Genomic DNA, 25,071 nt, shown 5'->3' with positions numbered 1-25,071 from the left:
TGTCCCCACCCTCCCAGACCGGCGAGGTCAGCGGTGGTGGGGATCCGCCGGCCGGGTGAGCGTGGCTCGGGTGAGCGTCGCCCGGGTGCCCGCTACTTGGCCCGCTACTTGAGCCGCTCGCGGGCGCCGTCGCGGGTGCGCCCGTACGCGACGGCCCGCTCGGGATGCCGGCGCAGGTACTCGCCCTCCAGGTCGGCCATGCGGCTGTTGTGCGCGGCGAGCGCGGCGGGTGAGCCGTGCAGCAGCGTGTCGTGGCGGGTGCGGTGGATCGTCTCCAGCTCCCTGAGCAGCTGATGATCGTCCAGTTCGTGCGCTTCGATGCCGGCCATGCCATCCAGCATCAGGCACGCGACTGCACACGGCCACCCGGCAGTCCGAATTGCGAGACAGATCTTCTCACTTTACGAGACGTGAACTACGGTCTCCGGCATGGCGACTTACACCCATGGACATCACGAGTCCGTGCTGCGCTCGCACACCTGGCGCACCGCGGAGAACTCCGCCGCGTATCTGCTGCCGCACCTGAAGCCGCACATGCGCGTCCTCGACGCGGGCTGCGGCCCCGGCACCATCACCGCCGACCTGGCGGCGCTGGTGCCGGACGGCCGCGTCACAGGGCTTGAGGCAGCGGGCGGCGTCCTCGATCAGGCCCGTACCACCGCGGCCGAACGCGGCCTGGCCAACGTGGACTTCACCACCGGGGACGTACACGCGCTGGACTACGCCGACGACACCTTCTGCGTCGTGCACGCGCACCAGGTCCTGCAGCACGTGGCCGACCCGGTGCAGGCGCTGCGGGAGTTCCACCGCGTCACCAAGCCCGGCGGCTATGTCGCGGTCCGCGACTCCGACTACGCGGCGATGACCTGGTTCCCGCTGCACCCGGCGCTGGACGAGTGGCTGGACCTGTACGAGCGCGTCGCCCGCGCCAACGGCGGCGAGCCGGACGCGGGCCGCCGCCTCAAGTCCTGGGCGCTGCGGGCGGGCTTCACGGACGTCACCGCCACCGGCTCGGTGTGGACCTTCGCCGCCGCCGAGGACCGGTCCTGGTGGAGCGGCCTGTGGGCGGACCGCACGGTGGCCTCGGACTACGCCCGCATGGCGGTGGACGGCGGCCATGCCACCACGGCGGACCTGGAGCGGATCGCGGCGGCGTGGCGGGAGTGGGGGGCGCATGAGGACGGGTGGTTCGCGGTGCTGCACGGCGAGATCCTGTGCCGGGTTCCGTAGCGGAAGCGCCTGCTGAAAGGATCAGTGCATGCGCTACATCATGATCGGAGCGGGAGCCGTCGGCGGCTCCATCGGCGGGCGGCTGCACGAGAGCGGCCACGACGTGGTCCTGGTCGCCCGCGGCGCGCACTATGACGCGCTGCGCGCGGGCGGCCTGCGCCTCGCGACCCCGGAGGGCACCCGCACGCTGGACATCCCGGTGGTCGCCGGGCCCGACGAGGTCGAGCCGCGCGACGGCGACGTGCTCGTGGTGGCCGTAAAGACGCAGCACGCCGTCGCCGCCCTCGACGCCTGGGCGCCCCGCCACGGCCGCACACCCGTGGTGTGCGCGCAGAACGGGGTGGCGGGCGAGCGGCTCGCGCTGCGCCGCTTCCCCGAGGTGTACGGAATGTGCGTGTGGCTGCCGGCCGCGCACCTGGAGCCGGGCCATGTGGCCGCGGTCTGCGGCCCGCTCACCGGCATCCTGCACCTGGGCCGCTACCCGTCCGGCAGCACGGACACCGCCCGTACGATCGCCGCCGACCTGGAGAAGTCGCACTTCGCGGCGCCGGTGGCGGACGACGTGATGCGCTGGAAGTACGCGAAGCTGCTCGCCAATCTCGGCAACTCCCTCGACGCCGTCCTCGGCCCGGAGGAGCACGCCTCCCCCGCCGGCACCGACCTCCGCCAGCGCGCGCAGGCCGAGGGCCGCGCGGCCCTGGCCGCCGCCGGCATCCCTCACGCGAGTGAAGCCGAGCAGAAAGAGGTCCGCGGAAACCGGGTCGACCGGCAGCCGGTCGAGGGCGTCGGCACGGTCGGCGGCTCCTCCTGGCAGAGCCTCACCCGCGGCACGGGCTCGATCGAGGCGGACTACCTCAACGGCGAAATCGTCCTGCTAGGACGCCAATTCGACGTCCCGACCCCGGTCAACGAACTCCTCCAGCGCACCGCCAACGCCTTCGCCCGCGAGGGCCGGGCGCCGGGTTCTGTGAGCGCGGCGGACCTGGCGGCCGAGGCCAACTAGGCTGCCTTTATGGAGATTCTTGGCTCATCATTGCGTGTGGTCGTCGACGAACTCGAGCCAGCGATCGGGGTGTACGAGCGCCTCACCGGCGAGCAGGCGCTGCGCTTCGACAGAAGCGGCGTCTCGGTGGCGGCGGTCGGCTGCTTCCTGCTGATGAGCGGCCCGCAGGCGACAGTCGAGGTGCTGCGCAAGATCCATGCGACGCTGGCGGTGAAGGACGTCGACGAAGCGCTGCTCGCGCTCCACGACGTCGGCGCGGAGATCATCGCGGGCCCGTCCCCGACCCCGATCGGCCGCAATCTGGTGGCGCGGCATCCGGACGGGAGCATCTTCGAGTACGTGGACCGGCGGCCGGACGCGTAGGCGCCTGGCGGCGGGCCGCGGCGCAGGTCAGACCGGCTCAGTCGGGCTCAGACCGGCGCAGTCTGGCTCAGACCGGCTCAGTCCGGCTGGGGGCGCATCCGGTACGCGTACCGGGCGGGCAACGGGTGCTCGGCGCGGGCCCGTTCCCGTACTGCCGCGGTGATCTCGGCATCCCCCGCCACCAGCCGCTCCGCGATGGCGAACCAGGTCTCACCCAGCACCCCGGCACCCTCGCGCAGATCGGCGACCGCGAAGCCGGCGTCGAAAATCGCGCGAGCGGCACGGGCGTCGCCGCGGGCTACGAGAGTCTGGGCGCGCAGCAGCTGGAAGCAGCCGCGGGCACGGTCCGACGGCCGCAGGCCCTGCAGCACTTCGTCCGCGTCGTCCGGCCGGCCCACGGCGAGCAGCGCCGGCACCGCCTCCCGGGCCAGGGCGACATGGAAGTGCTTCCAATAGCGACGGTCCCAGCACCTGTCGACGGATTCGCGGAAGGCCCCGAGGTACAGGTCGGCGGCGCGCTCCCAGGCACCGGACTCCGCCGCCGCGACGGCCAGGCCGCGCACCGTCCACGGGTCGTGGTCACCGCCGTACGACAGTGCCTGTTCCCACGTGCGCACCGCCTCCGCATGCTCGCCCGCATGCCATTGGGCCACGCCGAGGAAGTAGTCCCGGTCCGGCCCGGGCTCCGCCTCCTCCAGCAGCTTCCGCCAGGGCGCCGCGACCGGTGCGGGGCCGGGCACGTGCGCCTGCGGATCGGCGGCCAGCCGCCCGCCGCGGACCAGCTCCAGCCACGGCTCCTGCTCCGGCCCCAGAGTGGCTGCCGGGAACGGCGTCCCCGGCAGCTCGTATCCGCCCCTCTCCACCTCCAGCGCGCCCCACCCGGACCCCTTGGCCAGCCACTCCCCCGGCTCGGCATCCGCCGCGAGCGTGGACCACCGCCCGTACGCCTCCGCCACCCGCTCCCGCGGCAGCACCGCGGCCAGCGCCGCCCCCGCCGCGGACCGCGCCGCCGCCCAGTCCGCGCCGTGTACGAGCCCGGGGTCGGCGGCCAGCGGCCCGTACGCCTCCAGCCACGAGATCTCGCCGCCCCCGACGAGCGGCAGGTGCTCGAGCTGGGTCCGGGCGAGACCGGCCTGGATCTCCAGATAGCCCTCCCCCGCGCCGCCGCTCAGCCACCGCTGCCACTGCGTGCCGCCGCGACCGTGCCCCCAGTGGAAGAGCTTGCGGCCGCGCAGCGCGTCGGTGGAGGTCTGCACGAGGCCGCGGCCGTCGGCGTCCAGGGCGGCTATCCAGCGGCGCTCTTCGGCGGGGAGCTCGTAGAAGTAGTCCGCCGGGTATTCGCTGCGGCGCGGATACGAGCGGTCGACGCCGTCGCGCTCCGGCACCGGCACCCGGCGCAGCCGCCGCTCGTAGCCGAAGTACCAGGCCTCGTCGGCCGGCGCGAGCACCCGCACCCCCTCCCGCTCCGGCACCGCGGTGTTGGACCACCAGTACACCGGCCGGGTCTCGGTGTGCGGATTGCGCACCCGTACCCCCACGTACAGGAAGTCGGAGTCCTCGGGCAGCCATATATCCACCTGATACGGCAGGTCGCGCAGCCGCTCCCACTCCCACAGCCGCAGCATCGCGCCGCCGTCGGGCGCGGGGACGCGGGCGGCGTGGAGCGGGGCGCAGGTGAGGGTGGTGTGGCCGGTCGCGCCGGAATTCCACTCGACGCCACCGGAGAACCACGCGCCGGCGAGGCCGAAGGACGCGGGCTGGAAGACCGGGTTGACGTAGAGGAGTTCACGCTCGGACGGCTTGTGGAACAGCGACCGCAGGCGGCCGCCGAGGCCGGGCAGGACGGTCGCGCGCAGCCGGTCGTTCTCGATGACAAGCGCTGGGAGGTGCGCGGGCACCCGCCGGCGCCCGTAGCCGTCCAGCCGCCGCACCGGGAGCGTGTCGCGCAGCTGCCCGTAGCCGAGTTGGCGGGCCATGTCCGCGGGGAGCGAGTCGAGTTCGCCGGCGTCGACCGCGTGCAACTCGTCGAGGGTGCGCAGCGCCGGCAGCGGGTTCTCGGGGCCGAGGGGCGCAGCGGGCAGGGTGACGGTGGTGGCACCTATGGTCGTGGGCACGACCCTACTTTCCCTGTTCCGTGACCATCTCCGCGGTGATCGCCCACCGCTCGTGATCTCGCCATGCGCCCCCGATGAAGAGGTAGTCGGGCGAGAAGCCCTCCAGGCGGTAGCCGTTGCGCTTGGCGATGTTGATGGAGGCCTCGTTGCCCGGCTGGACGTTGATCTCCAGGCGGTGCAGGGCGAGGCCCTGCGGGGAGAGGGCGTAGCGGGTGACGAGGCCGACGCCCGCCGTGAGGTAGCCGCGGCCGGCGTGCGGCACGAAGGCGGCGTAGCCGAGGGCGGCGCTGCGGAAGGCGCGACGGACGATCGAGTTGACGTTGACGAAGCCGACGATGTCGTGGGTGCCGGGGTCGCAGATCAGGTACGACTCGGTGTCCGGCTCGGTCAGCCGGCCCATGAACTCCGCGTAGTCCCCGGGGGTATCCGGCAGATACATCCACGGATGGTGCAGCCCCGTGCTGGCCCGGACCGCCCGGATCCACGCCTGCTCGTCGGCAGGCCTCGTCGGCCTGATGGCGACGCGCGGCCCGCGGGCCACGTACTCGTGCTCGGTGGTCATCGCCCGAGTGTACGAAAGGGCCGTAACGGCCCTACGGCTGGACCATCCGCAGCTTGTTACCGAACGGGTCGATCAGCTCGAGGATCGACCCGATGGTCGCGTCCTCCTCGATGCCGGGCTTCAGGTACGGATAGTCCTTCGCCTGCAGCTCGGCGTGCAGCTCACCGACCCCGTCGACCTCGATGTACGCGGTCGCGCCCGGCGAGGCGTCACCGTAGTGCTCGGTGAGGTGGAGGGTGAGTCCGGCGCGGCTGACCTGCATGTACACCGGCATGCCGTCGGAGAAGCGGTGTTCCCAGTCCACGGTGAAGCCGAGGTAGTCCACGTAGAACTCTCTGGCCTTCTCGATGTCGAAGATCCGGAAGAGGGGGACGGTGCGGCGGAATGAGACGGTCATACCTCTACTATGCCGCGTCTTGCCGCCAGTGCGGCAGGTCGCTGCCGAGGGGGCCTGGTGGGGCGGGCCAGGTGGTGGGGCTGCCGTCGTAGGTGATTGGGGGGCGGGCGTGGCGGATCAGGCCTTGTGAGCTGGGGGTTTCTTTGAGGTGGGGGGTGGCGTCGTACGGGGTGGGGGCGTCGTCGTACGCGCCGACGGGTCCCGCCGCCTCCGACCGCTTCGCGGCCTGCGGCCGCTCGGCGGTGTCCGGCTGCGCGGCGGTGTCCGGCCGCTCGGCGGTCAGCAGCCAGTGGGCGGTCTGCGCCAGCGCGAAGGTCGCGGTGTACGTACCGCCGGTGTCCAGCCGCTCGGTGAGGGCGCGGAGCACGGCCGCCGCGATGAGATAGCCGGTGCCGTGATCGAGCGCCTGCGCGGGCAGCACACCCGGCGTCCCGTCGGCGGCCCGCTCCAGGGCGGCGATCCCGGTCGCGGCCTGCACGAGACTGTCAAACCCCCGCCGCCCGCCCCAGGGCCCGTACTCCCCCCAGGTACTGAGCCGCACGATCACCAGCCCGGGCCGCCGCTCGGCGAGCGCGGCGGCGTCGAGCCCGAAGCGATCGAGGGCGCCAGGCCGGTAGCCGGTGACGACGACATCGGCGGTGCCGAGGAGCTCGTCGAAGACGCGGCGGTCGGCAGCACGGTCCAGATCCAGGGACACGGACCGCTTCCCGAACCCGGTGTCATTGTGCGCGTCCTGGCTCTCGGGCAACTGCGGCGCATCGACGCGGAGCACGTCGGCGCCGAGGAGGGCGAGGGTGCGAGTGGCCACGGGCCCGGAGATCACCCGGGTCAGGTCGAGCACGCGCATGCCCGCGGCGGGCAGCCGGGCGACACCAAGCCCGCGCAGGCTCGGGACACCAGATCCGCGCGGGTCCTCGGCGCCGCCATCTCGCTCCAGGCTGAGCAGCGGCCGTCCGCCGACGAGGCGCCCCTGCTCACCAACCGCCCACTCCGCCGGCTCCCGTACGGCCACGGCCAACCCGCCTGCCGCGAAGACGGCTTCCTCGATCTCCTCCGGTCGCCGCTTGGCCAGCTCGCGCGCGACCCGCTCGACGACGCCGTCCGCGGCTCCTGCCCCGGTCCCGGCCGCTCCCCCGTCCGCGACCCCGAGCGCCGCCAGCAGCCGCGCCCGGTGGTGCGGGTAGTTGGCGTGCGTACGAACCCACCCCCCGTCCGCTGCCCAGAACCGCGACAGCGGCGCGAAGTTCACCGGCGCCCGCCCGTCGACCCGCAGGTGCCGCTCGCTCACGAAGGCGGTGGCCACCGCACCGTCATCGACGCGCACCCGGGGCACGCCCCCGCCCCACCGCCGCGCGGCAAACTCCGCCGCCGCCAACGAGCACACGGCGACCGACCCCCGCGCCAACGCCATCACCGGCAGCCGCCCCGCCAACAGCCCCGCAGGCCCCCCGTACTCAACCTGCTCCAACAGCCCGGCGTCCCCACCAAGCGCCGCCCACGCCGCCCCGCTGACATCCGCTCCGCCTCGCATACCGGCGAGTTTACGATCGCCCAGCGAAGCCGCTCAGCGCCGCCTGGCCCGCCGCTTCCCCGTCCCCGACTTCACCAGCCGCACCACGATCAACCCCACCACCGCCACCGCGACCCCCACCAGCACAACCTTCGAATACACCCCCACCACATCCGACACCTCATGCCACCGCGACCCCAACCCATACCCCGCCAGCACAAAGATCGAGTTCCACACCGCGCTCCCCAGCGCCGTCAGGCCAAGAAAGACCGGCAGCCGCATCCGCTCCACCCCAGCCGGGATCGAGATCAGACTCCGGAAGACCGGGATGAAGCGACCGAAGAACACCGCCTTCGTGCCATGCCGCAGGAACCACGCCTCCGTACGCTCCACATCCGACACCTTCACCAGCGGCAGCCGACCGGCAATCGCCACCACCCGGTCCCGCCCGAGCAGCGCCCCCACCCAGTACAGAGCCAGCGCGCCCACCACCGACCCGAGCGTCGTCCACACCAGCGCCGCCACCAGCGACATCCCGCCCTGGCTCGCCGTGAAGCCGGCCAGCGGCAGGATGATCTCGCTGGGCAGGGGCGGGAAGAGGTTCTCCAGGGCGATGGCCAGCCCCGCGCCGGGGGCGCCCAGAGACGCCATCAGGTCGGCCGCCCACCCGGCGATGCCCCCGACGGGGGCGCCGTCCGCGCCGCCGGCGCCGCTGCTCAGCACTGCTGTGTACTCGATCATGCCTATGACCGTACGTAAAGGAACGGCAAAATCGTAATGCGGGAGGCCACCCGGCATTACTGCGGAAAACCGCAGTCCCGACGCCGCCCCCGCTCCGCTACCGTGGCGATCATGCCCCACTCCCTCCGCCGCTGGCTCCGCCTCGCCGCGGGCCTGCTGGCCGGGGCCGTCACGGCGCTCGCCGAGCTGCTGCTCACCATCGCCGCCGGACCGTGGCTCATCGCCACCCCGGCCCGGCCGCGCACCGGCCGCCCACGCACCGACCACACGCGCGCCCGCCGCCCGCGCGCCCGCCGCCCGCTGTACGCCGCGAGCGCCCGCCTCACGCGCCTGGAGCAGCGCCGGATGCACGCCTTCTACGGGACGCCGCCCGCCGGCCCGGCCGCCGGCCCGGCCGCCGGCCCGCGCACGCTCCGGTACGTCGCCGCCCGGTGGGCGGTCGGACTGCTCGGCGGGCTGGTGCTGGGCACCGCCGCCGTCGGCGCGCTCTACACGTCGACGCTGCTGTGGGTGTGGTTCCTGCCGGACCTCAACTATCCGCTCACCGCCGCCGGCTCCGGCCTCGCCGGCATCTTCCTGCTCTTCCTCGCCGCGCAGGCCGTCTACGGCGTCGCCGCCCTCGACGCGAGCACGGCCCGCCGCTTCCTCGGCCCGAGCCACGAGTCGCTTCTCCACCACCGCATCGGCGAGCTCGCCGCCACCCGCGCGGGCGTGGTCGAGGCAGTCAACGACGAGCGCCGCCGCATCGAGCGCGACCTCCACGACGGCGTGCAGCAGCGCCTCGTCGTCCTCGGCATGCTCATCGGCCGCGCCCGCCGGGCAGGCGACCGGGATCCGGCGAAGGCGGCGGAGCTGCTCCGCCAGGCCCACGAGGAGTCGCGGCAGGCGCTCACGGAGCTGCGCGAGGTCGCGTGGCGGGTCTATCCCACCTCGCTGGACGAGGAAGGGCTGCGCGCCGCGCTCGAGACCGTCGCCGAGCGGTCGACGCTGCCCGTGGACGTCGCGTACGAGCTGACGCAGCCCCTCCCCGAGGCGCAGCGCACCGTGGCGTACTTCGTCGCCTCCGAGGCGGTCACCAACGCGATCAAGCACTCGGGCGCCGCCCGTATCACCATCCGGCTGACCACCCACGAAGCCGAAGACATCGCCCGCCTCACCGTCACCGACGACGGACACGGCGGTGCCGACCCCGCCGCCGGCGGCCTGACCGGGCTGGCGCGACGGGTCGCCGCACTGGACGGGCGGTTCGCCGTCGACAGCCCGCCCGGCGGGCCCACCACGATCACCGCGGAGCTGCCGTGCGCGTAATGCTGGCCGATGACTCGACGCTGCTGCGGGAGGGCCTCGTCAGGCTGCTCACCGACGAGGGGCACGAGGTCGCCGCGGCGGTCGGCGATGCCGAGGCGCTGCTGGCGGCGGTGGCCGCGGAGCCGCCGGACGCGGTCGTCGTGGACGTGCGGATGCCGCCGACGCACACCGACGAGGGGCTGCGGGCCGCGCTGCGGCTGCGCGCCGAGCATCCGCGGCTGGGGGTGCTCGTGCTCTCCCAGTACGTCGAGCGGCGGTACGCCACCGAGCTGCTGACGACGGCGCCCGAGGGCGTCGGCTATCTGCTCAAGGACCGGGTGGTGGAGGTGGACGAGTTCCTCGATGCCCTGGAGCGGGTCGGCTCGGGGCGGACCGCCTTCGACCCGGAGGTGGTACGGCAGCTGCTCGCCCGCAGCAGCCACGCCGATCCGCTGGAGCGGCTCACCCCGCGCGAGCAGGAGGTGCTCGCCGCGATGGCGGCCGGACACACCAACGCCGCGATCGCGCAGCGCCTTTACGTATCGCAGAGCGCGGTCGAGAAACACGTCAACGCGATCTTCGACAAGCTCGACCTGGGCGGCCGGGAAGGGTACAGCCGCCGGGTGCTGGCGGTGCTGCGCTATCTCGGTTCGTGATGCCCGCACGCTGCCGAGCGCACATGATGGGCCCATGACCTCACGCGTCCGATTCCCGCAGCTGCTCGCCGCCCATGATCGCCGTGCCTTGGCGCAGGCGGGCATAGCGCGGCTGCGGGATGTGCGGGGCGCTACGGGGCAGTGCGTTGCCGGCGGCTGAGGAGACGGGGCCGCCGGCCGCCGCGGCGGGCCGGGTCAGGCGGCAGATCCGGGTCCGGCCGAAGCCCCGGCCGAGGGAGCTGCCGCCGCTGGACCGCCGTACGCCCAGCGGTCGGCCGCTGCCCTACTGAGCTGCCCTGCCAAGGGCGCCGGTAGCGCTGCTCAGGCGTCGCGCGCCAGCAGCGTCCGTACGCCCTCGGCAGGCAGCGTGAGGGCCTCCGGGACGCCCGCGTCGATCGTGAGCATCACGTCGTCGCTCGGCCAGCGTGCGGCGAGGACGCCGAGCGGGATCTTCAGGTAGTTCTCCACGCCCGGCAGCGCCTGTGCCAGCCGTGGCTCCGAGGTGAACACCGGCACCTGGTGCTCCCCGTCCTGCTCGATCACCGGCAGCATCACCTGGTCGGGCTGCTCCGGGTCCTGCGCGCCCGCGGGCACCGGGACCAGGACGTCGCTGGCCGCGAGCGTGTCCAGCGCCGCGACGTCGTCCGAGGTGCCCGCCAGGGTGGTGAGCGCCTGCTGTGCCGGAGACGCGTTTCCGTCGGGGCTCTGCTGAGGCATGTCGGTCATGGTTGCTTTTCCCATCTCGTGATGTGACGGCGGGCCGCGCATACCCGAGTCCCCTCCCGTCATGCGCCCATGCACTCAATCGGGCGGAAGCGGCCGAAGCACCGTTACGTACGAACACCTTCGATCACCGTGGCGCCCAGCTCCTCGGACCACGCCGCGCGGGCGTCCAGCCCGCCCGCCGCGAAGGCCGCGAGGGCGGCGGCTCGCTGCGCCTCACTCGTCTCGCTCAGCACGGTCCCGCCGCTGACCAGCCATTCCCGCGCGCCCGCGGCCACCCGCCGCAGCACGCCGAGCCCGTCCGCGCCGCCGTCGAGCGCGACGAGCGGCTCGTGGTCGCGGGCCTCGCCGGGGAGGAGCGGGATGTCGCCGCTGGGGACGTACGGGACATTGGCGACGAGGACGTCGATCCGGCCGCGCAGGCCGGCGGGGAGGGCCGCGAAGAGATCGCCCTCGTACGCCCGGCCGCCCACGGCCGCGATGTTGCGCGCGGCGCACCGCACCGCGGCGGGCTCGACGTCGGCGGCGTGCAGCTCGGCACCGGGCAGCGCCGCGGCCACCGCGAGGCCCACCGCGCCCGTACCGCAGCACAGGTCGACCACCACGGCGGAACGCCCGCGAGGCGCCGCCGCGACCGCGCGCTCGACCAGGAACTCCGTCCGCCGCCGCGGCACGAACACCCCGGCATCCACGGATACGCGCCGGCCGCAGAACTCCGCCCACCCGAGCACATGTTCAAGGGGCAGCCCTTCGGCCCGCCGGGCCGCCATGTCGTCGGCCTCCGCGGGGGTACGGGCAGTGGCGATGATCAGGTCCGCCTCCTCCTCCGCGAAGACGCATCCGGCGGCACGCAGCCGGGCGACGAGGGCGGGCTCTTGCGAATCGTTCATCCCGGCCTTCCTACACCACCGGCCGCCCCCAGGTCTCCCGGGATTTCCGGGGATTCGGCAGGGCTACTGCAAATTACTCCGCACCAGCCTCTTCTCAACCTCCCGGCATTATGCAAGAGTCCTGCACCATGCAGGGACACGACCTAGGCGCGCTGCGCCGCCTCAACACCGTCGCCGTGCTGCGTGCCCTGCGCGCGGGCGAGCCGCTCACGCTGAGCGGGCTCAAGTCCGCCACGAATCTCTCCCGCCCCACCCTCGAGCTCGCGCTCGAAGACCTCACCGAGCGCGGCTGGGTCGCCGAGACCGCGAGCGGCGAGGGGCTTGAGGGGCGCAGCCCGGGCCGGCCCGCGCGGCGGTTCCGGTTCCGCGCCGAGGCGGGGCGGGTGGTGGGCGTGGACATCGGGCTGCACAAGATCGTGCTGACGCTCGCCGACCTCGCCGGAGAGGCGCTCGCGGCCGAACGCGAGGCCATCGACCCCGCGATGGACGGCGCCGACCGGCTCGACTTCCTGCAGCAGCGGCTGCGGCGGTTCCTCGACGACCATGGCGTGCGCGGCACGGAGCTGTGGGCGATCACCGTCGGGGTGCCGGGCATGGTGGACGAGGCCGGGCTGATCAAGTCGGTCGTCGTGCCCGAATGGACCGGGCTCGATCTCGGCCGCCGGCTGTCGGCGACGTTCGGCTGCCCGGTGGTCGCCGAGAACGACGTCAACCTCGCGGCCGTGGCCGAGCATTGGCGCGGCGCCGCCCGGCTCACCGACGACGTGGCCTGCGTGCTGGCCGGCCGCCGCGCCGCCTGCGGCCTGCTGCTGGGCGGCCGGCTGCACCGCGGCCGCCGCGGCGGCGCCGGCGAGCTCGGCTCGCTGCCGCACCTCGGACTCGCCTCCGCGCACGAGGCGCTGCAGTGGCAGCACGGCGACAAGGAGGGCGAGTCGGAGATCGACGCGCTGGTCCGCGCGCTGGAAGCCGATGACCCTGAGGCGCACGCGGTCCTCGACGCCTACGCCACCCGCCTCGCGCCCGGGGTCGCCGCCCTGGTCCTCGCCGTGGACCCCGACCTGGTGGTCATCTCCGGCGGCGTGACGCCGGCCGGGCCGTGGCTCACCCCGCTGCTCACCGCACAGCTACGCGACCTGACCCTGCACGTACCGCGCATCGCCGTCAGCACCCTGGGCGAGCCGGGCGTCAGCCTCGGTGCCATCCGCACCGCCCTCGACTCGGTCGACGCCATCCTCGACGACCCCGCAGGACCGCTGCCTTCAACCACCCGCTGAAGCCGACCACTCACCGCTGAAGCCCCCTACTACCCCTCCCCCAGCCATGCCCCACCCCTCCCCTTCCCGGAGTAGCGCATGCACAGAAGGACCTTCCTAGCCGGTGCCCTGGCCGCCGCCCCGGCCGCCCTCGGCGCCACGGCCTGCGGCAATGGCGCCGATTCCGCCGCCGGTTCCGGCGGCCGGACCCAGCTGTCGTACGGCATGTGGGACCCACTCCAGGTCCCCGGCATGCAGAAGATAATCAAGGCCTTCGAGGCCGAGAATCCGGGCATCACCGTGAAAATCCAGGTGATCCCCTTCGTCCAGTACTGGACGACGCTGAAGACCGCGATGCGCGGCGGCTCCGCCCCCGACGTCTTCTGGATGAACGCCCCCAACCTCCGCCTGTACGCCTCCAACGACACCCTCGAACCGCTCGGCAAATACATCCGCCGCGACGGCTTCGACATGGGCGTACACCCGGAGGAGCTGGTCGGCATCTACTCGCACGAGGGCGAGCACTACGGGATGCCGAAGGACTTCGACACGATCGGGCTCTGGTACAACAAGGAGCTCTTCGACAAGGCGCGCGTCCCCTACCCGGACGAGTCCTGGACCTGGGAGACGGTCTACGACGCCGCCCGCGAGCTCACCAACCCGAAGCAGAGCGTCTACGGCATCGCCGCCGAGATGCAGGGCCAGTACTGCTACTACAACTCGATCCCGCAGGCCGGCGGCTATGTCATCCGCGACGGCAAGTCCGGCTTCGCCGAGCCCGAGACCATCGAGGGCCTGCGCTTCTGGACCGGCCTCATCGACCGCGGCTGGTCGCCGACCGCCAGTGCGATGACGGACACCAGCGGCCGCCAGCTCTATATATCGGAGAAGGTCGCGATGAATTATGACCTGTCCGCGATGGCCTCGATGATGTACGCCGCCCCCGGCATCAAGGACCACGGCGGCGTCGCCGTCCTCCCCAAGGGCCGTAAGCGCGCCACCACCATCCACGGCCTCGCCAACGTCATATCGGCCAAGTCCCCGCACACCGAGGCCGCGTGGAAGCTGGTGAAGTTCATGGGGTCGAAGAAGGCGGCGGAGATCCAGGCCCGCGAGGGCGTCACGATCTCCTCGTACACCGGCACGCAGGACGCGTGGGTGAAGTCGATGCCGGAATTCGACCTGAAGGTCTTCATCGACATGCTCGACTACGCGGTCCCGTATCCGCACTCCACCTACACCAACGCCTGGGAGAACCTGCAGTACCAGCTGCTCGGCTCCTCCTGGACCGGGCACGGCGACGGCATCGCGAAGGCCTCCCGCACCCTCGCCCGGCAGATGGACCTGGTCCTGGAACGGGAGAACTGAACCGATGGCCGTCTTCCCCTCCACCGCGGCCGCGCAGGCCCGTAACAAGCCCAAGCCCCGCAGGCCGCGCACGCAGAAGGCCGCGTATCTCTTCATCGCGCCGATCGCGATCGGCTTCGCCGTCTTCTACATCTGGCCGCTGCTGCAGACCTTCTACTTCAGCTTCACCTCGTTCGGCGTCTTCGGCGGCAACACCTGGATCGGCGGCGAGAACTACGAGCGGGTGCTGCAGGACGTCACGGTCGGCCGGGCGCTGCTCAACACCCTGCTCTATACGGTGCTGGGCCTGCTCACGCTCCCCATCTCGATCATCATCGCCGAGCTGCTGAACCGCCCCGGGCTGCGCGGCGTCGCCGTCTACCGGGCGCTGTACTTCCTGCCCTTCGTCACCCTGCCCGCCGCCGTCGGCCTGCTCTGGAACTGGCTCTACAACGGCGACTACGGCCTGGTCAACGAGGTGCTGTCCTGGGTCGGCATCAACGGCAAGTACTGGGTCTCGGACCCGACCACGGCCGCGTACGCCATCGGGCTCGTGATGATCTGGTCGCATGTCGGCTACTACTTGATCATCTTCCTGGCCGGCATCAAGGCCATCCCGCGCGACTATTACGAGGCCGCGGAGCTCGACGGGGCGGGCCCGGTCCGGCGCTTCTTCCAGATCACGCTGCCGCTGCTCAGCCCCAGCATCTTCTTCACCTCGGTGATCAGCGTGATCACCTCGCTGCAGGCCTTCGACCTCATCTACATCATGATGAGCCAGCGCAACCCGGCCCTCGGCTCCACGCAGTCGATCGTGACGCTCTTCTACAAGTGGGCCTTCGAGGAGAACTCGCAGGGCCCGGCGGCCGCGCTCGCGTTCCTGCTGATGCTGCTCATCGCGGCCCTGACGTTCCTGCAGTTCCGGCTCCAGAAGAGGTGGGTGCACTATGCCTGAGTCGACCACCGCTGCCACGGCGGTCAAGCTGCCGCGGCAGGCGTCCACCGCCTCGGGCTCCTGGGGCGACGAGCCTGCCGCGAAGCGCCGCCGCTTCGACACCGGCGCGCTGATCACGCATCTGCTGCTCTCACTCGGCGCGTTCGCGATGCTCTTCCCGTTCCTCTGGCAGCTGCTCACGGCGCTGAAGACGATGCCGGAGTCGGTGCGCGTACCGCCGACCATCTTCCCGGAGGACTGGACCTGGGCGGCCTTCGAGAAGGTCTTCAGCTCCCTGCCCTTCGCGGAGATGCTCACCAACAGCGCCCTGAACACCCTGGGCCGCACCCTCGGCCAGCTGGTCTTCTGCTCGCTGGCGGCCTACGCCTTCGCGCGGATGACCTTCCGCGGCAAGAACGTGCTCTTCGCCGTCTTCCTGTCCGTGCTGATGGTCCCGTCGCAGCTGCTGATCCTGCCGCAGCACCAGATCATCCAGCAGCTCGGCCTGCTGAACAGCGTCCCGGCGCTGTTCCTGCCGGGCATGTTCAGCGCCTTCGGCACCTTCCTGCTGCGGCAGTTCTTCCTGTCGCTGCCGCGGGAGCTGGAGGAGGCGGCGCGGATCGACGGGGCGGGCAGCTTCCGCATCTTCTGGTCGATCATGCTGCCGCTGGTACGGCCCGCGCTGGCCGCGCTCGCGGTGATCACGTCGATGTGGTCGTGGAACGACCTGCTGTGGCCGCTGGTCGTGAACACCGACCCGGAGACGATGCCGATCAGCGCCGGCCTTTCGTCGCTGGAGGGCCAGTACCTGACCGACTACCCGATCCTGATGGCGGGTTCGCTCATCGCGGGCCTGCCGATGATCCTCCTCTACCTCTTCCTGCAGCGGCACTTCGTCCAGGGCATCGCGCTCAGCGGCTCGAAGTAGCCCCGAATACCCCGACAGAAAGGCAGCCCGCACATGCCCGAATACGACGTGGGCCTGATCGGCGCCGGCGGCATCGCCCGCGCGCATCTGCCCGCATGGACCGCGCTCGGCGCCAAGGTCACGGTCCTGTCCAACGACGGCCAGGCCCCGGGGCTGGCAGCGCAATACGCCGCGCACGGCGTCGAGGCCGTAGACACCCTCGACGAGCTGCTCGCCCGCTGCTCACTGGTCGACATCTGCACGCCCAGCTTTACGCACAAGGAGCTGGCGCTGGCCGCGATGGCGGCGGGCAAGCACGTCATCTGCGAGAAGCCGCTGGCGCTGTCGACGGCGGATTCGCAGGAGATGATCGACGCGGCCGCGGCGGCCGGAGTGCGGCTCTTCCCCGCGCATGTGGTGCGGTTCTTCCCGGAGTACGAGGCCCTCGCCAAGGCCGTCGCGGACGGCGCGGTCGGCGAACCGGCGGTGCTTCGCTTCACCCGCAGCGGGTCGTATCCGGTGTGGGCGCCGTGGTTCGCGGACGCCGGCCTGTCCGGCGGCATCCTGCTGGACCAGATGATCCACGACTTCGACTTCGCCAGGCTGCTGGCGGGCGAGGTCGTACGGGTGCACGCGCAGGCGCGCGGCAAGCTGACGGCGCCCGCCGAGGCCGGGGCGGTCGCGGCCGCGACGGCGGTGCTCACGCATGCGTCGGGCGCGGTGTCGCACGTGCACGGGGTGTGGGGGCTGCCGGACACCCAGTTCCGGACCACGTATCGGGTGGCCGGGCGGGACGGGGTGCTGCATCACGACTCGCTGCAGACGCGGGCGTTCCGGGTGATCGCGCAGGGCGAGCGGGCGGCGGGCCAGGGCATTCCGGCGACGGACCTGGCGCGGAATCCGTTCGAGGCGGAGCTGAGCGAGTTCGCGGCGGCGGCGCTGGCGGGCGGGCCCGAACCGCGGGTGTCGGCGGACGACGCGCTGGCGGCGGTGCGGATCGCGGCGGCGGCCGCGGAGTCGGCCCTGACCGGGGCCGCAGTCGAGATCGAGAGTGGGGAGCTGGTGTCCCGGTGAAGGTCGGAGTGCTGTCGTTCGCGCATGTGCATGCGACCGGCTATGTGAAGGTGCTGCAGGCGATGGACGGCGTCGAGGTGCTGGCCGCCGACCCGGAGCCGGACCCTGCCGCAGAGGGCGAGGTGCGCGGCCGGGAGCTGGCATCGCAGCTCGGCGTGGCGTACGCGGACTCGTACCAGGAGGTCTTCGACTGGGGCCCGGACGCGGTGATCGTAACGGCGGAGAACTCCCGGCACCGCGCCCTGGTCGAGGCCGCGGCGAAGCACGGCGTCGGCGCGGTGCTGTGCGAGAAGCCGCTCGCCACGACGGCCGCGGACGGCGAGGCGATGCTGGCCGCCTGCCGGGAGGCCGGGACGCGGCTCGGGGTGGCGTATCCGGTGCGCTTCCACCCGGCGTACGGGGCGTTGCGGCGCGCGGTGCGGGGCGGGTCGCTGGGCGGCGTGCTGGCGGTGGCAGGCGCGAACAACGGCTATCTGCCGACGGGGCTGCGGCGCTGGTTCACGGACCCGGAGCTGGCGGGCGGCGGGGCGCTGATGGACCACACGGTGCACATCGCGGACCTGCTCGACGACCTCTTCGGCGATGACGTACACGCCGAAGAGGTCTACGCCCAGTCCAACAACCTCATGTACGCCGACGAGGCCGACGCCGAGACGGCGGGCCTGGTCACGGTCCGCTACTCCAACGGCACGGTCGCCACCATCGACTGCAGCTGGAGCCAGCCGCGCAGCCACCCGCAGTGGGGCGGCCTTGAGCTCCAGGTCGTGGGCGAGCGGGCGACGGTCGAGATGGACGCCTTCGGCCAGTCGGTCGGCGGCTTCGATGAGCGGTCGGGGCGCGGTCTGCAGCTGCCGTGGGGCGTAAATCTGGACGAGCTGCTGCTGCGATCCTTCCTGTACAGGGAAGAGCGCGGCGGCGTCGGAGTCGCGGACGGCGCGGCGGGCCTCCGGTCGCTAAAGGTGGCGCTGGCGGCGCGCGAGTCGGCGCGGGTGAACCGGCCGGTCGCGGTGGTGTGAGGGCGGAGCGGCCGGCGGGTTGGGGGTCCTTGGGGTGCCCTGCCCGCCGGTGGCCTGCCTCTTCTTGACCACATTATGAACGGCCGGTAACAACGCCCCCGGACTAGGCATAGGCTGCGCAACGTTCCGCCTCTAGGAGTGATCATGCCGGATGCCACGCCCCCCGCCCCCATTGCCGAGCGCTACGCCCGTATCGACGGCTCCGCCCTGCGCGAGATCCTCGCGCTGACCGCGAGGCCCGGCATCATCTCCTTCGCGGGCGGGCTGCCGGCGCCCGAGCTCTTCGACGCGGAGGCACTTCGGGAGGCCTTTGCCGCCGCGCTGACCCGCCCCCACCAGGCGCTGCAGTACTCGACCAGCGACGGCGACCCCGCGCTGCGCGAGCTGCTCGCCGCCCGCTACGCCGCCCGCGGCCTCCCCGCGGACCCGGCCGAGCTCATCGTCACCAGCGGCTCCCAGCAGGCCCTCGCCCTCGCCGCGGGCGCGCTCCTCGACCCGGGCGACGTGGCGCTGGTCGAGGACCCGGGCTACCTCGCCGCGCTGGAGTGCTTCACCCTCGCGGGCGCCCGCACCGTGCCCGTCGCCACCGACGACGACGGCATCCTCCCGGACGCCCTGGAGGAAACGGTCCGCCGCGAGCGCCCGAAGCTCCTCTACCTGGTCCCCAACTTCCAGAACCCCACCGGCCGCACCCTCCCCGCCGCCCGCCGCCGCGCCGTCGCCGACCTCGCCGCCCGCTACGGCTTCTGGATCATCGAGGACGACCCGTACGGCGAACTCCGCTACGACGGCACCCCGCTCCCGCCCATCGCGGCGGAGCCCGCGGCGGCCGACCGCACCATCCTCCTCGGCAGCCTCTCCAAAATCATGGCCCCGGGCCTGCGCCTCGGCTGGCTGCGCGCCCCGGAAGCCGCGCGCGGGGCCTGCGCCATCGGCAAGCAGTCCGCCGACCTGCACACCTCCACGATCGCCCAGGCCGCGGCCGCCGCGTACCTGACCGCGCACGACCTGGACGCCCACGTGGCGCGGATGCGCGGCGTCTACGCCGAGCGACGGGACGCGATGCTCGCGGGTCTCCCCGCCGCCCTGCCGCCGGGCAGCACATGGAACCGCCCCGACGGCGGCATGTTCATCTGGGCCCGCCTCCCGTACGACCGCGACTCCACGGCCCTGCTGCGCCGCGCGGTCGACCAGGACGTGGCGTACGTCCCCGGCGCCCCGTTCTACGCGGGCGAGCCGGACCGGTCGACGCTGCGCCTGAGCTTCACCTCGTACCCGCCGGCGGAGATCGAGGAGGGCCTTGCCCGCCTGGGCAAGGCGCTGTCGTAGAGGGTCGTAGCAGGGAGGCGCTAATCCTCCACCGCCCCGTCCGCCAGCTCCCGCACGATGTCGAGGTGCCCGGCATGCCGGGCGTACTCCTGCACCAGGTGGAACAGGATCTGCCCGAGCGTCGGCGCCTCCGCCGCCGTGGCGAAGCGCCCGCCGACCGCCGCCCGCCGGTCCAGATCCGGCTCCGCCGCGACGATCGCGCGCGAGCGCTCGCACTGCGCCTCATACCGCTCCCGCACCGCCGCCACCGGCTCGTCCGCCGGCACCCGCCAGCGGTCGTCGGGCCCTCGGTCGCCCCACGGGTCCGGCACCTGCTCGCCGAGGAAGCCCCAGCACAGCCAGCGGCGTTCGACGTACCCGAGGTGGTTGAGCAGCTCCAGCGGCGTCCAGCCGGACGGGAGCCTGCTGGAGCGCAGCTCGTGCTCCGGCAGGCCGTCGAGCTTGGCGAGCGTGACCTCGCGGAAGAAGTCGAGGTAGCGGGCGAGGAGGGCATGCGGATCCGCGGCGCCCTGCTGCGCGTCGATGGGCATGGGCCTCTCCATCCTGTCTCCCGTCCTCAGGCCAGGGCGGGGGTGTCGAGCGTCAGCGTCCCCGCGTCCGCGTCCAGTACGGCCGGCACGCCGAGCGGGATCGTCAGCGCCGGCGCGCCATGCCCGAACCCGAGCCGCTCCAGCACCGGCACGCCCAGCGGCGCCAGCCGGTCCGTCAGCACGGCGCGCACATTCTCGTACGGGCCGCAGTCGTCCCACGAGCCGCAGGCGACGCCCGCGATGCCGTCGAGCCAGCCGGAGCGGAGGAGTTGGGTGAGGATGCGGTCCAGGCGGTAGTCCTCCTCCTCGACGTCCTCGATGAGCAGGATGCCGCCGGCCGCCCCCGGTCGGGACAGCGGTGAGCCCAGCCCGGCGGCGAGCATGCTGACGCAGCCGCCGATGGTGACGCCGCGGGCCCGGCCGGAGACGAGCGCCCCGGCGTCCGGGGCGGTCAGCGTCGTGACGGACCCGGGGTCGAAGAGCGTGCGGCGGAGGTGCTCCCGGGTGGGCTCGTCCTTCAGGAACACCGTCCACGCGGGCATCGGCCCATGCAGCGTGACGATGCCGAGCTCGACGGCGATGGCCTCGTGCAGCGGCGTGCTGTCGCTGAAGCCGACGTACACCTTCGGCCCCGCCGCCCGCAGCGCCTCCCAGTCGATGAGGTCGAGCATGCGCTGCGAGCCGTAGCCGCCGCGCCCGGCGAAGACGGCCCGTACCGTCGGGTCGCACCAGGCGCGCTCGAAGTCCCGGGCCCGGGCGGCGTCGTCGGCCGCCAGATAGCCGAGCCGAGGATGGCCCGCGTACACCTGCTCGCCGACCACCGGCTCCAGCCCCCAGCCGCGCAGGATGTCGAGCCCGGCATCGAGCCGCTCCGGCGGAAAGGGCCCGCTCGGCGCGACGATCGCGACCCGGTCCCCGGGGCGAAGGCGCGGCGGACGCGCCAGCGGTTTCGTCACGGCTTCAGCTCCAGCCGCGGCACCCCCGGCTCCGCGGCCTCGAAGCCGAAGGTCTGCGCATACAGCGACGTCTCCGCCTCGATCGACCTGATCATCGTGTCCGCGCGCCGGAAGCCGTGCCCCTCGCCCTCGAAGGTGAGATACGCGTGCGGCACCCCGCGCCCCGAGATCTGCTCCAGGAACCGCTCGCACTGCACCGGCGGGCAGATCACGTCATCAAGCCCCTGCAACAGCACGAACGGCGCCCGCACCCGATCGGCATGATGCTGCGGCGACCGCTCCCGATACCGCTCCGGGACCTCGGCGAGCGGCCCGACCAGCGACTCCAGATACTGCGACTCGAAGTCGTGGGTCTCCCCCGTCGCCCAGGAGGCCAGGTCGAGGATCGGATAGATGATCGTGGCGCAGGCGTACACCCCCTCCGCGAGCGGCGAGGTGAGCGACGCGGCCGACGTCCAGCCGCCCGCGCTGCCGCCGCGGATCGCGATCCGGTCCGGGTCCGCGGTGCCCTCCGCGGCCAGCTCTCTGGCGACGGCCGCGCAGTCCTCGACGTCGACCACGCCCCACTGCTCGCGCAGCCGATTGCGGTACGCGCGGCCGTACCCGGTCGACCCGCCGTAATTGACCTCCACGACGCCGATGCCGCGCGAGGTGAAGTACGCAAGCTCCAGGTCGAGCACCAGCGGCACATGGCCGGTCGGCCCGCCGTGCACCCAGATCACATACGGCGGCAGCTCCCCGTCCGGCCCGCCGAAGTCCGGGTTACGCGGCGGATAGACGTGGGCGTGCACCTCGCGGCCGTCGGGTCCGGTGAAGGTGCGGTGCCGCGGCTGCGGGTAGTACGCCGGGTCGACGGCATCCGCATGCGCGCTGCCGACCACCCGGGTCCGGCCGGTGGCCGTGTCCAGCTCGACGATCTCGTATCCGGTGTACGGGCCCGCGGCGACGCCGGTGACCCGGTCGCCGACGACGGCCAGCGCCGATGCCCACTCGGTCCATCCGCCGGGCACGTCGGCGAGCTCGCCGGTGGCCGGGTCGAGTATCCCGAGGGCGGTGTCCCCGGCGCCGTGCACGGTGGCGATCAGACCGTGCGGCAGCATGGCGAACCACCGCAGCCCGACCTTCCACAGCCCCGACGCGAACTCCTCCTCCCGCGGGCACAGATTGACCGCCGCCCCCGTCTCCGGGTCGATGCGGTGCAGATTCCACCAGCCCGTACGGTCCGTGGCGGCGACGAGCGATCCGTCCGGCGCCCACTCCACCTGCGCGATGGACTCCTCGGGCCCGCCCGCGACGGTCCTGGCGCCGGTCAGCGCGCTCGCCGCCGATACGTCCGCGACCCGCAGCTCCGTGCCGTCCCAGGGCATGCTCGGGTGGTCCCAGGCGATCCAGGCGGCCCGGCTGCCGTCCGGGGAGAGCCGCGGCCCGGTGACGAAGCGGTCCCGGTCGTCGGTGAGCTCGCGGACCGCGCCGCGGTCGTCCGCGGCGGAGCCGTCCAGCGGCACGGCGGCGAGCACCCGCCGCAGGTCGCTGGGCCCCTCCCCGGTGAACTCCTCCAGCACGCACCACACTTCGCCGCGCTCCGGCAGGATGACGGCGTCGCACCAGCGCCGCCCGCCACCCGTCTGCGATACGGGCGTCAGCGGGCGCGGCGCCCCGCCGCCGTCCGGCTCGTACGCGTACAGCCGCTGGTCGTCGAAGTGCGTGAAGACCAGCAGCGGCCCACCCTCCGGCCGCGCTACGCCCGCCCAGGGCCGGCCGCCGTACTCATGCACACGATTGCGGACATTCCACGGCGCCGGCAGCACCGACTCCTCCGCGCCGTCCGGGCGCAGCCGCACCAGCGCGCGGCGGCCGCCCTCAGCCGGGCGGGGGGCGGTCCACCAGATCTCCTGGCCGACCGCGTCGAGATATTCGGGGCGGCCGTCATGGGAGGCGGCGAGCTCGGCGGTGATGGGCGAGGCCCAGGAGCCGTACGGAGCGATCTGCAGCTGTGTCACGTGGTCTTTCACTTTCTATGCCGCACGGAGGAACCGGTCGAGAACCCGGACGCCGAAGTGGAGGGCGTCGACCGGCACCCGCTCATCCACCCCATGGAACAGCGCCTGATAGTCGAACCCTTCGGGCAGCTTCAGCGGCGAGAACCCATACCCGACAATCCCGAGCCGCGAGAACTGCTTGGCGTCCGTGCCTCCCGACATGCAATACGGCACCACATGCGCATCCGGGTCGAAGTGCTCCAGCGCGGCGCGCATCGCCGCGAAGGTCGGCGCGTCGACGGGCGCGGTCAGCGGCACCTCGCGGTGCTGGAACTCCCAGTCCACATCCGGCCCGGTGAGCTCGTCCAGCGTCCGCGTGAACTCCTCCTCGCCGCCCGGCACCATCCGCCCGTCCACCTGGGCCCTGGCCTCGCCGGGGATGACATTCACCTTGTAGCCGGCGTCGAGCATCGTCGGGTTCGAGCTGTTGCGGACCGTGGGCTCCACCAGCGCGGCGGCCTTGCCGAGCTTCGCCAGCAGCGCGTCCACGTCGAAGTCGGGGGCGTCGAAGTCGGGCTCCCCCGCCCCGTACAGCAGCGCGAGCTCGCGCAGCGCCGCCCGCACCGTGGGGGTGAGCCGGACCGGCCACTGGTGGTCGCCGATGCGGGCGACGGCGGCGGCGAGCCGGCTGACGGCATTGGCGCGATTGACCTTGGAGCCGTGGCCCGCCTTGCCGCGCGCCGTCAGCCGCAGCCAGGCCGTGCCCCGCTCCCCCGCCGCCACCGGGTACAGCCGCATGCCGGGCTCGGCGTGATACGTGAACGCCCCGGACTCGCTGATGCCTTCGGTGCAGCCCTCGAAGAGCCCCGGGTGATGGTCGGCGAGGAAGCCGGAGCCGTACTCCGCGCTGGCCTCCTCGTCGGCGGTGAAGGCGAGCACAATGTCGCGCCGCGGCCGGATGCCGGCCCGGGCCCAGGCCCGTACGGTCGCGAGGATCATCGCGTCCATGTTCTTCATATCGATGGCGCCGCGCCCCCACACCACGCCATCGCGGATCTCGCCGGAGAACGGGTGCACGCTCCAGTCCTCGGCCGCGGCCGGCACCACGTCCAAGTGGCCGTGCACCAGCAGCGCGTCCGCGCCCCGCTCGGTGCCCTCGATGCGGGCCACCACGTTCGTACGGTCCGGGGCCTTCTCCAGCAGCGTCGGCTCGATGCCGGCGTCGGCGAGCTGCGCGGCCACATACTCGGCGGCCTGCCGCTCGACGCCGTCGCCGCCGCCGTGGTTGGTCGTGTCGATACGGATCAGGTCCGAGGTGAAGCGCACCACCTCGTCCAGCGCTTGGGCGTCCACCGTCACGGCCTCGCCCGCGGTCACCTCAGCCATACGTCTCCTCCACCGCGGCCGCGACGAGGGTGGTGACCGCCTTGAAGCAGCGGATCCCCTCGTACATGGTCTCCGTCGTGTACGCCACCTTGCGCTCGCCGGACGGCTTCACACCGGGCACTACGGTGGCCGCGCCGCACAGATGCTCGGCGTCGAACTCCACCTCCACCGTGAACGGCCCGCCGCGCACCGGCTCCCGCCGGACCGCGAGCACCGCGGCTTCCATGGCGGCCACGCGGATGTCCTTGGCCGTGCGCTGCGGGGTGCGGCAGACGGCCGCATAGCGCGACACATAGTCCTTCACGGCGACGCCCTTGGCCTCCGGGGCATAGCCGCGCGCGTCCTCGATGGTCTTGTCATCACCGGTGACCAGCACCACCGGCACCCCGAACTCGGCCACCACATGGGCATTGAGCAGCCCCTCGCTGGCCCGCTGCCCGTTCAGCCATACGCCGGTGATCTGATTCGCCAGATACGTATGCGCGAGCACCCCCTCGGTGCCCGCCCCCGTGTGATAGCCGACGAAGGCGATGCCGTCGACATCGCCCCGCTGCACCCCCTCGACCATCGACAGCGCCTTGTGCTTCCCCGTCAGCATCTGGGCGCGATCGTCGAGCTGCTCCAGCAGCAGATTGCGCATCGTCCAATGCGCCTCATTCACCAGCACCTCATCGGCACCGCCGTCCTTGAACCCGGCGATGGCCGCATTGACATCGGACGTGAACACCGGCCGGAACCGCTCCCACTGCGGCCCGCCGGGCAACACGTCCGCGGGGTAGGTGACGCCCGTGGCGCCCTCCATGTCCGCGCTGATGAGGATCTTCATGCCGAGCAATCTACGCGGTCCGCAGACCCGGCAAAACCCCTGTGGATAACTGCACAGG

General features: G+C 72.6%; 25 protein-coding genes. 12 read left to right on the top strand and 13 right to left on the bottom strand.

Features of this window, described 5'->3' with window-relative positions:
- Positions 1–104 precede the first annotated feature (104 nt).
- Positions 105–329, bottom strand: a complete 225-nt coding sequence (locus tag ACNNMR_RS37580) for a DUF6158 family protein (protein ID WP_419999192.1) — start codon at positions 327–329, stop codon at positions 105–107.
- Positions 330–429: 100 nt separating this feature from the next.
- Here ACNNMR_RS37580 and ACNNMR_RS37575 point away from each other — a divergent pair, with 100 nt between their 5' ends.
- From ACNNMR_RS37575 to ACNNMR_RS37565, 3 genes are read left to right on the top strand one after another with little or no spacing between them, the layout of a single operon-like run.
- Positions 430–1,230 carry a class I SAM-dependent methyltransferase gene (locus tag ACNNMR_RS37575; protein ID WP_419999191.1) on the top strand — a complete coding sequence of 267 codons (801 nt, stop codon included), beginning with the start codon at positions 430–432 and terminating at the stop codon, positions 1,228–1,230.
- A gap of 28 nt (positions 1,231–1,258) precedes the next feature.
- Entirely contained in the window at positions 1,259–2,233 is a 975-nt protein-coding gene (locus ACNNMR_RS37570; RefSeq protein ID WP_419999190.1) for a ketopantoate reductase family protein, read from the top strand.
- 9 nt (positions 2,234–2,242) lie between these two features.
- On the top strand, positions 2,243–2,596 hold the full coding sequence (locus tag ACNNMR_RS37565) for a VOC family protein (protein ID WP_419999189.1): 354 nt from the start codon (positions 2,243–2,245) through the stop codon (positions 2,594–2,596).
- Positions 2,597–2,673: 77 nt separating this feature from the next.
- Here ACNNMR_RS37565 and ACNNMR_RS37560 read toward each other — a convergent pair whose 3' ends face one another.
- Genes ACNNMR_RS37560 through ACNNMR_RS37540 form a run of 5 tightly spaced genes read right to left on the bottom strand, consistent with a single transcriptional unit; the run spans position 2,674 to position 7,920 of the window.
- On the bottom strand, positions 2,674–4,710 hold the full coding sequence (locus ACNNMR_RS37560) for a DUF5107 domain-containing protein (protein ID WP_419999188.1): 2,037 nt from the start codon (positions 4,708–4,710) through the stop codon (positions 2,674–2,676).
- A 4-nt stretch (positions 4,711–4,714) separates the two neighbouring features.
- Positions 4,715–5,272, bottom strand: a complete 558-nt coding sequence (locus ACNNMR_RS37555) for a GNAT family N-acetyltransferase (RefSeq protein WP_419999187.1) — start codon at positions 5,270–5,272, stop codon at positions 4,715–4,717.
- A 31-nt stretch (positions 5,273–5,303) separates the two neighbouring features.
- Complete coding sequence (locus tag ACNNMR_RS37550; RefSeq protein WP_419999186.1) at positions 5,304–5,669, bottom strand: glyoxalase superfamily protein; 366 nt, start codon at positions 5,667–5,669, stop codon at positions 5,304–5,306.
- A gap of 7 nt (positions 5,670–5,676) precedes the next feature.
- Positions 5,677–7,200: a CoA transferase gene (locus ACNNMR_RS37545; protein ID WP_419999185.1), complete on the bottom strand. Its 1,524-nt coding sequence runs from the start codon at positions 7,198–7,200 to the stop codon at positions 5,677–5,679.
- 33 nt (positions 7,201–7,233) lie between these two features.
- A complete protein-coding gene (locus ACNNMR_RS37540) occupies positions 7,234–7,920 on the bottom strand; it encodes a DedA family protein (protein WP_419999184.1) in 687 nt (228 codons plus the stop codon).
- 111 nt (positions 7,921–8,031) lie between these two features.
- Between ACNNMR_RS37540 and ACNNMR_RS37535 the strand changes: the two genes are divergently transcribed.
- Both ACNNMR_RS37535 and ACNNMR_RS37530 read left to right on the top strand, forming a co-directional pair.
- Positions 8,032–9,228: a sensor histidine kinase gene (locus ACNNMR_RS37535; RefSeq protein WP_419999183.1), complete on the top strand. Its 1,197-nt coding sequence runs from the start codon at positions 8,032–8,034 to the stop codon at positions 9,226–9,228.
- Positions 9,228–9,863, top strand: a complete 636-nt coding sequence (locus ACNNMR_RS37530) for a response regulator transcription factor (RefSeq protein WP_420000615.1) — start codon at positions 9,228–9,230, stop codon at positions 9,861–9,863. Before ACNNMR_RS37535 ends, ACNNMR_RS37530 begins: the two co-directional genes overlap by 1 nt.
- A 321-nt stretch (positions 9,864–10,184) precedes the next feature.
- On the opposite strand, the gene ACNNMR_RS37525 is transcribed toward ACNNMR_RS37530, so the two are convergent.
- Positions 10,185–10,580: an SseB family protein gene (locus ACNNMR_RS37525; RefSeq protein WP_419999182.1), complete on the bottom strand. Its 396-nt coding sequence runs from the start codon at positions 10,578–10,580 to the stop codon at positions 10,185–10,187.
- A gap of 113 nt (positions 10,581–10,693) precedes the next feature.
- Positions 10,694–11,476: a putative protein N(5)-glutamine methyltransferase gene (locus ACNNMR_RS37520; protein ID WP_419999181.1), complete on the bottom strand. Its 783-nt coding sequence runs from the start codon at positions 11,474–11,476 to the stop codon at positions 10,694–10,696.
- Positions 11,477–11,604: 128 nt separating this feature from the next.
- On the opposite strand from ACNNMR_RS37520, the gene ACNNMR_RS37515 reads away from it, so the two are divergent.
- From ACNNMR_RS37515 to ACNNMR_RS37485, 7 genes are all read left to right on the top strand, one after another.
- Entirely contained in the window at positions 11,605–12,750 is a 1,146-nt protein-coding gene (locus ACNNMR_RS37515) for an ROK family protein (RefSeq protein ID WP_419999180.1), read from the top strand.
- 78 nt (positions 12,751–12,828) lie between these two features.
- Positions 12,829–14,097, top strand: coding sequence for an ABC transporter substrate-binding protein (locus tag ACNNMR_RS37510; RefSeq protein ID WP_419999179.1), 1,269 nt, complete (start codon positions 12,829–12,831; stop codon positions 14,095–14,097).
- Positions 14,098–14,101: 4 nt separating this feature from the next.
- Positions 14,102–15,031 carry a carbohydrate ABC transporter permease gene (locus ACNNMR_RS37505; RefSeq protein ID WP_419999178.1) on the top strand — a complete coding sequence of 310 codons (930 nt, stop codon included), beginning with the start codon at positions 14,102–14,104 and terminating at the stop codon, positions 15,029–15,031.
- On the top strand, positions 15,024–15,938 hold the full coding sequence (locus ACNNMR_RS37500) for a carbohydrate ABC transporter permease (protein WP_419999177.1): 915 nt from the start codon (positions 15,024–15,026) through the stop codon (positions 15,936–15,938). Before ACNNMR_RS37505 ends, ACNNMR_RS37500 begins: the two co-directional genes overlap by 8 nt.
- Before the next feature lie 33 nt (positions 15,939–15,971).
- The gene (locus tag ACNNMR_RS37495; protein ID WP_419999176.1) at positions 15,972–16,991 is read left to right on the top strand and encodes a Gfo/Idh/MocA family protein; all 1,020 of its coding nucleotides are present in this window, start codon (positions 15,972–15,974) and stop codon (positions 16,989–16,991) included.
- Positions 16,988–18,007 carry a Gfo/Idh/MocA family protein gene (locus tag ACNNMR_RS37490; protein WP_419999175.1) on the top strand — a complete coding sequence of 340 codons (1,020 nt, stop codon included), beginning with the start codon at positions 16,988–16,990 and terminating at the stop codon, positions 18,005–18,007. The genes ACNNMR_RS37495 and ACNNMR_RS37490 overlap by 4 nt, the downstream gene beginning before the upstream one ends.
- A 144-nt stretch (positions 18,008–18,151) precedes the next feature.
- Entirely contained in the window at positions 18,152–19,336 is a 1,185-nt protein-coding gene (locus ACNNMR_RS37485) for a PLP-dependent aminotransferase family protein (protein WP_419999174.1), read from the top strand.
- 20 nt (positions 19,337–19,356) lie between these two features.
- On the opposite strand, the gene ACNNMR_RS37480 is transcribed toward ACNNMR_RS37485, so the two are convergent.
- The 5 genes from ACNNMR_RS37480 to ACNNMR_RS37460 are packed head-to-tail and all read right to left on the bottom strand — an operon-like array spanning position 19,357 to position 25,013.
- Positions 19,357–19,866 carry a DinB family protein gene (locus ACNNMR_RS37480; protein ID WP_419999173.1) on the bottom strand — a complete coding sequence of 170 codons (510 nt, stop codon included), beginning with the start codon at positions 19,864–19,866 and terminating at the stop codon, positions 19,357–19,359.
- Positions 19,867–19,892: 26 nt separating this feature from the next.
- Complete coding sequence (locus ACNNMR_RS37475; protein ID WP_419999172.1) at positions 19,893–20,822, bottom strand: S66 peptidase family protein; 930 nt, start codon at positions 20,820–20,822, stop codon at positions 19,893–19,895.
- Positions 20,819–22,813 (bottom strand): LpqB family beta-propeller domain-containing protein, encoded by a 1,995-nt coding sequence (locus ACNNMR_RS37470; protein WP_420000614.1) that lies wholly within the window; start codon positions 22,811–22,813, stop codon positions 20,819–20,821. Before ACNNMR_RS37470 ends, ACNNMR_RS37475 begins: the two co-directional genes overlap by 4 nt.
- A 24-nt stretch (positions 22,814–22,837) precedes the next feature.
- Positions 22,838–24,187, bottom strand: a complete 1,350-nt coding sequence (locus tag ACNNMR_RS37465) for a M20/M25/M40 family metallo-hydrolase (protein WP_419999171.1) — start codon at positions 24,185–24,187, stop codon at positions 22,838–22,840.
- Complete coding sequence (locus ACNNMR_RS37460; RefSeq protein ID WP_419999170.1) at positions 24,180–25,013, bottom strand: M55 family metallopeptidase; 834 nt, start codon at positions 25,011–25,013, stop codon at positions 24,180–24,182. The genes ACNNMR_RS37465 and ACNNMR_RS37460 overlap by 8 nt, the downstream gene beginning before the upstream one ends.
- Between the last annotated feature and the right edge of the window lie 58 nt (positions 25,014–25,071).

This window comes from Streptomyces boninensis, from assembly GCF_048572725.1.
GTDB classification, from domain to species: domain Bacteria; phylum Actinomycetota; class Actinomycetes; order Streptomycetales; family Streptomycetaceae; genus Streptomyces; species Streptomyces boninensis.
The sequence above is the reverse complement of the archived record's forward strand: the minus strand, read 5'-3'. Positions and strand labels throughout refer to the sequence as shown.

What these genes read in the sequence shown, in the direction of transcription:
- ACNNMR_RS37580 (WP_419999192.1), bottom strand. Translation starts at nt 329, where the DNA reads ATGGCCGGCATCGAAGCGCACGAACTGGACGATCATCAGCTGCTCAGG.
- ACNNMR_RS37575 (WP_419999191.1), top strand. Translation starts at nt 430, where the DNA reads ATGGCGACTTACACCCATGGACATCACGAGTCCGTGCTGCGCTCGCAC.
- ACNNMR_RS37570 (WP_419999190.1), top strand. Translation starts at nt 1,259, where the DNA reads ATGCGCTACATCATGATCGGAGCGGGAGCCGTCGGCGGCTCCATCGGC.
- ACNNMR_RS37565 (WP_419999189.1), top strand. Translation starts at nt 2,243, where the DNA reads ATGGAGATTCTTGGCTCATCATTGCGTGTGGTCGTCGACGAACTCGAG.
- ACNNMR_RS37555 (WP_419999187.1), bottom strand. Translation starts at nt 5,272, where the DNA reads ATGACCACCGAGCACGAGTACGTGGCCCGCGGGCCGCGCGTCGCCATC.
- ACNNMR_RS37550 (WP_419999186.1), bottom strand. Translation starts at nt 5,669, where the DNA reads ATGACCGTCTCATTCCGCCGCACCGTCCCCCTCTTCCGGATCTTCGAC.
- ACNNMR_RS37545 (WP_419999185.1), bottom strand. Translation starts at nt 7,200, where the DNA reads ATGCGAGGCGGAGCGGATGTCAGCGGGGCGGCGTGGGCGGCGCTTGGT.
- ACNNMR_RS37540 (WP_419999184.1), bottom strand. Translation starts at nt 7,920, where the DNA reads ATGATCGAGTACACAGCAGTGCTGAGCAGCGGCGCCGGCGGCGCGGAC.
- ACNNMR_RS37535 (WP_419999183.1), top strand. Translation starts at nt 8,032, where the DNA reads ATGCCCCACTCCCTCCGCCGCTGGCTCCGCCTCGCCGCGGGCCTGCTG.
- ACNNMR_RS37530 (WP_420000615.1), top strand. Translation starts at nt 9,228, where the DNA reads ATGCTGGCCGATGACTCGACGCTGCTGCGGGAGGGCCTCGTCAGGCTG.
- ACNNMR_RS37525 (WP_419999182.1), bottom strand. Translation starts at nt 10,580, where the DNA reads ATGCCTCAGCAGAGCCCCGACGGAAACGCGTCTCCGGCACAGCAGGCG.
- ACNNMR_RS37520 (WP_419999181.1), bottom strand. Translation starts at nt 11,476, where the DNA reads ATGAACGATTCGCAAGAGCCCGCCCTCGTCGCCCGGCTGCGTGCCGCC.
- ACNNMR_RS37515 (WP_419999180.1), top strand. Translation starts at nt 11,605, where the DNA reads ATGCAGGGACACGACCTAGGCGCGCTGCGCCGCCTCAACACCGTCGCC.
- ACNNMR_RS37510 (WP_419999179.1), top strand. Translation starts at nt 12,829, where the DNA reads ATGCACAGAAGGACCTTCCTAGCCGGTGCCCTGGCCGCCGCCCCGGCC.
- ACNNMR_RS37505 (WP_419999178.1), top strand. Translation starts at nt 14,102, where the DNA reads ATGGCCGTCTTCCCCTCCACCGCGGCCGCGCAGGCCCGTAACAAGCCC.
- ACNNMR_RS37500 (WP_419999177.1), top strand. Translation starts at nt 15,024, where the DNA reads ATGCCTGAGTCGACCACCGCTGCCACGGCGGTCAAGCTGCCGCGGCAG.
- ACNNMR_RS37495 (WP_419999176.1), top strand. Translation starts at nt 15,972, where the DNA reads ATGCCCGAATACGACGTGGGCCTGATCGGCGCCGGCGGCATCGCCCGC.
- ACNNMR_RS37485 (WP_419999174.1), top strand. Translation starts at nt 18,152, where the DNA reads ATGCCGGATGCCACGCCCCCCGCCCCCATTGCCGAGCGCTACGCCCGT.
- ACNNMR_RS37480 (WP_419999173.1), bottom strand. Translation starts at nt 19,866, where the DNA reads ATGCCCATCGACGCGCAGCAGGGCGCCGCGGATCCGCATGCCCTCCTC.
- ACNNMR_RS37465 (WP_419999171.1), bottom strand. Translation starts at nt 24,187, where the DNA reads ATGGCTGAGGTGACCGCGGGCGAGGCCGTGACGGTGGACGCCCAAGCG.
- ACNNMR_RS37460 (WP_419999170.1), bottom strand. Translation starts at nt 25,013, where the DNA reads ATGAAGATCCTCATCAGCGCGGACATGGAGGGCGCCACGGGCGTCACC.